This window comes from Sinomonas sp., assembly GCF_036848755.1.
Lineage (GTDB): Bacteria > Actinomycetota > Actinomycetes > Actinomycetales > Micrococcaceae > Sinomonas.
The window spans coordinates 1-2,568 of sequence record NZ_DAIUJO010000225.1; the positions used below are offsets into that span (position 1 = coordinate 1).

General features: G+C 68.9%; 3 protein-coding genes. 1 reads left to right on the top strand and 2 read right to left on the bottom strand.

The window, feature by feature from the left end:
• Positions 1-9 precede the first annotated feature (9 nt).
• Together V7053_RS18730 and V7053_RS18735 are read right to left on the bottom strand one after the other, a co-directional pair.
• Positions 10-951 (bottom strand): ADP-dependent NAD(P)H-hydrate dehydratase, encoded by a 942-nt coding sequence (locus V7053_RS18730; protein ID WP_334173763.1) that lies wholly within the window; start codon positions 949-951, stop codon positions 10-12.
• Positions 935-1,666 carry a histidine phosphatase family protein gene (locus tag V7053_RS18735; RefSeq protein WP_334173764.1) on the bottom strand — a complete coding sequence of 244 codons (732 nt, stop codon included), beginning with the start codon at positions 1,664-1,666 and terminating at the stop codon, positions 935-937. Before V7053_RS18735 ends, V7053_RS18730 begins: the two co-directional genes overlap by 17 nt.
• 322 nt (positions 1,667-1,988) lie before the next feature.
• On the opposite strand from V7053_RS18735, the gene V7053_RS18740 reads away from it, so the two are divergent.
• Positions 1,989-2,393: a VOC family protein gene (locus V7053_RS18740; protein WP_334173765.1), complete on the top strand. Its 405-nt coding sequence runs from the start codon at positions 1,989-1,991 to the stop codon at positions 2,391-2,393.
• Positions 2,394-2,568 lie beyond the last annotated feature (175 nt).

Below are 2,568 nucleotides of genomic sequence, written 5' to 3' on the forward strand. Positions count from 1 at the left end.
TCCTGAGTGTCAGACGCCGAATTCCAGCATCAGGGCAGGCAGTTCGTCGGCGAGTTCGCGGGCGAGGAACCCGAGTGGGCCGAGCCTGCTGGCCAGCCGGTCGGCCGCCGATGCATGCAGGTGGGTGCCCCAGCAGGCCGCCTGCGCGCTGCTGGTTCCCCGGGCCCGGAGCCCGGCGATCGCGCCGGCCAGGACGTCTCCGCTGCCGGAGGTGCCCAGGCCGCCGTGCCCAGTGGTGATCCGCCACAGTTCCGGTTGGTCCGGCTCGAGTCCGGGCGGCTGGGTGATCAGGCCCTGGCAGCTGACCACGGCGTCGAACCTGTCGGAGATCTCGGCCAGGTCCCTTTCGAGGTCGTCCACGTCCCGGCCCAACAGGAGCGCGGCCTCCTTGGCGTTGGGCGTCAGGATTAGCCGGCCGCGCCAAGGGTCCAGCTGATCCTCCAGCGGCGCCAGGGCGCCCAAGGCAAAGGCATCGAGGACGACGGCGGGCCCTGGCCCTTCCCCGCGGTCGGGGTGCGGGCCCGGGCGGCTGCCGCGGCCGGTCTCGCGTTCGAGCAGCGCGGCCAGGAGCTGCCCGGCAAGGTCGGGATCGTCCAGTCCCGGCCCCACCAGGACCGTGTCCGCGCTGTCCAGGTACGGCGAGATCCGGTCCAGCTCAGGCCTGACCGAGCCGTCCGCGGTTTCCGGCAGGCCAATCGAACCGCACTCGGGCAACGCCACCCCCAGCTGGACGGCCACCGATTCGGCCACCGCCAGTGTGAGTCTCCCGGCCCCGGCGCGCAGGGCCGTCGTCCCGGCCAGCAGGGCCGCACCAGGGGTGGCCCGGGCTCCGCCGACCACGAGCACGGACCCGCGCGAGTACTTGTCCTGGCCCGGGGCCGGGAGCGGCCAATCCCGCAGGAGCGACGGCGTCACCAAGGTGGCGCCAAAGGGTTCACCGCGGGCGGGCATTGGTGTCTCCGGCGTGTTCGGTGACCGCGACGCCCTGCTCCCTCAGGTGGTCGGCGATGTTGAAGCTCTCCAGCGTCCAGGGTCCGGCCCCGGAGGGGCGGACGAACCGAGTCATCGAGGCATTGAGGATGGTTTCCCTTGCTGCAAGCTCCAGCAGTTCCCTTTCGCTGAGGCCTTCCATCACGTACCGGAACAGCATGATCACGGCGTCGTGGCACACCAGCATCACGCGGTGTCCCATGCCTGGGCTGTCCAGCTCCGCCAGGACAGACCGAAGCCGCAGTGCCACGTCCGCCCAGGATTCCCCTCCGGGCGGACGGTAATACAACTTGCCGAGCCAGTCCCGGCGCTCGGACTCCCCGGGATAGCGGTTCTGCACGCCCAGCCGGGTGAGCCGGTCCAGGATGCCGAGCTCGCGGTCGCGCAGCCGCTCGTCGGTGTGCACCTGCAGTGGCCAGCCTGCTGTTTCCACCGCTATCTCGGCCGTCTGGCGCGCCCGCGCGTAGGGGGAGGACCATACCGCGTCTGGGCGGAGCTCCGCGGCGATACGGCCCAACGCCGCGCCCAGCGCCCCAGCTTGGTCCCGGCCGGTTCCGGACAGGTCGACGTCCGCATCGCGTGCCGGGACGTCGATGACCTCTTCACCGGCCTCGCGGGCTTCCGTGGCCGCGACGTTGCCCTCGCTCTCACCATGTCGGATCAGCAGCAGCTCCACCGCCCCGGCCCTCCGGACAGGCTCCGTCAGGCCGTCGTCGTTGGCACACTCCGTGTTGGCCCGATCCCCGTTCGCTGAAGTGTCCTTCAAGAAATCACCCCATCCTTGCCGTGCCGAATGCAGGAACACTACCAACGCCCTACCCAAAGGGCGGCAGAAGACAACAGACGACGCCGATCACCCGTCCAATCGTGGATCCAGTCGAACGGCGACATTAGTGCCTCCCTGCGCGCAGCCTGACCATCTTGATTCCGCGGCCTCGCAATCGTCTGGAGCTGGGCAGACCGTGTCCGATTGGGGCAGCGGCTGGGAAGATGGCCTGATGGGCGGGAACGAATTCCAGGCTGGCGCCGAGCTGACACATGTCCTCGTGGTCCGCGACCTGACCGCAGCCCGCGACTTCTACCGGGACGTGGTCGGGGCGGAGGTGGTGCGGGAGTACGGAGGTACCAGCGCCGTCATGCGCCTGTTCGGCACTTGGCTGCTCCTGGTCACCGGTGGCGGCCCAACACCCGACAAACCCACGGTTCTGTTTGCCCCGCCTGAGGACCCCGACCGGGTCAGCCACGAGATGACCTTCCGTATCCGTGACTGCCAGGCCTCGTACGCCGAGCTGCGGCGGCGCGGTGCAGTGTTCCTGACCTCGCCTGTGAACCATGGCTCCGAGATTCGTTGCTTCTTCCGAGACCCAGATGGCCACCTCCTCGAGCTGAGCCAGATCACGTGAGATTCCCCGTTTGAAGGACGATCTCGACGACTCGGTCGTCCACCTGTCTGGAGAGCGCGGTCCCAGCGACATGGCCAGAGACCTCCGAGCACATGCGCACCATCATCCCGCTTCTTCACGTGGCGGGTGGGACGATGGAGCATGACGCTGTTTGCGATCGTCCTGGGACTTGTCG

Excerpts from the sequence above, each read along its gene's own strand:
- V7053_RS18730 (WP_334173763.1), bottom strand. The coding sequence starts at position 951 with ATGCCCGCCCGCGGTGAACCCTTTGGCGCCACCTTGGTGACGCCGTCG.
- V7053_RS18740 (WP_334173765.1), top strand. The coding sequence starts at position 1,989 with ATGGGCGGGAACGAATTCCAGGCTGGCGCCGAGCTGACACATGTCCTC.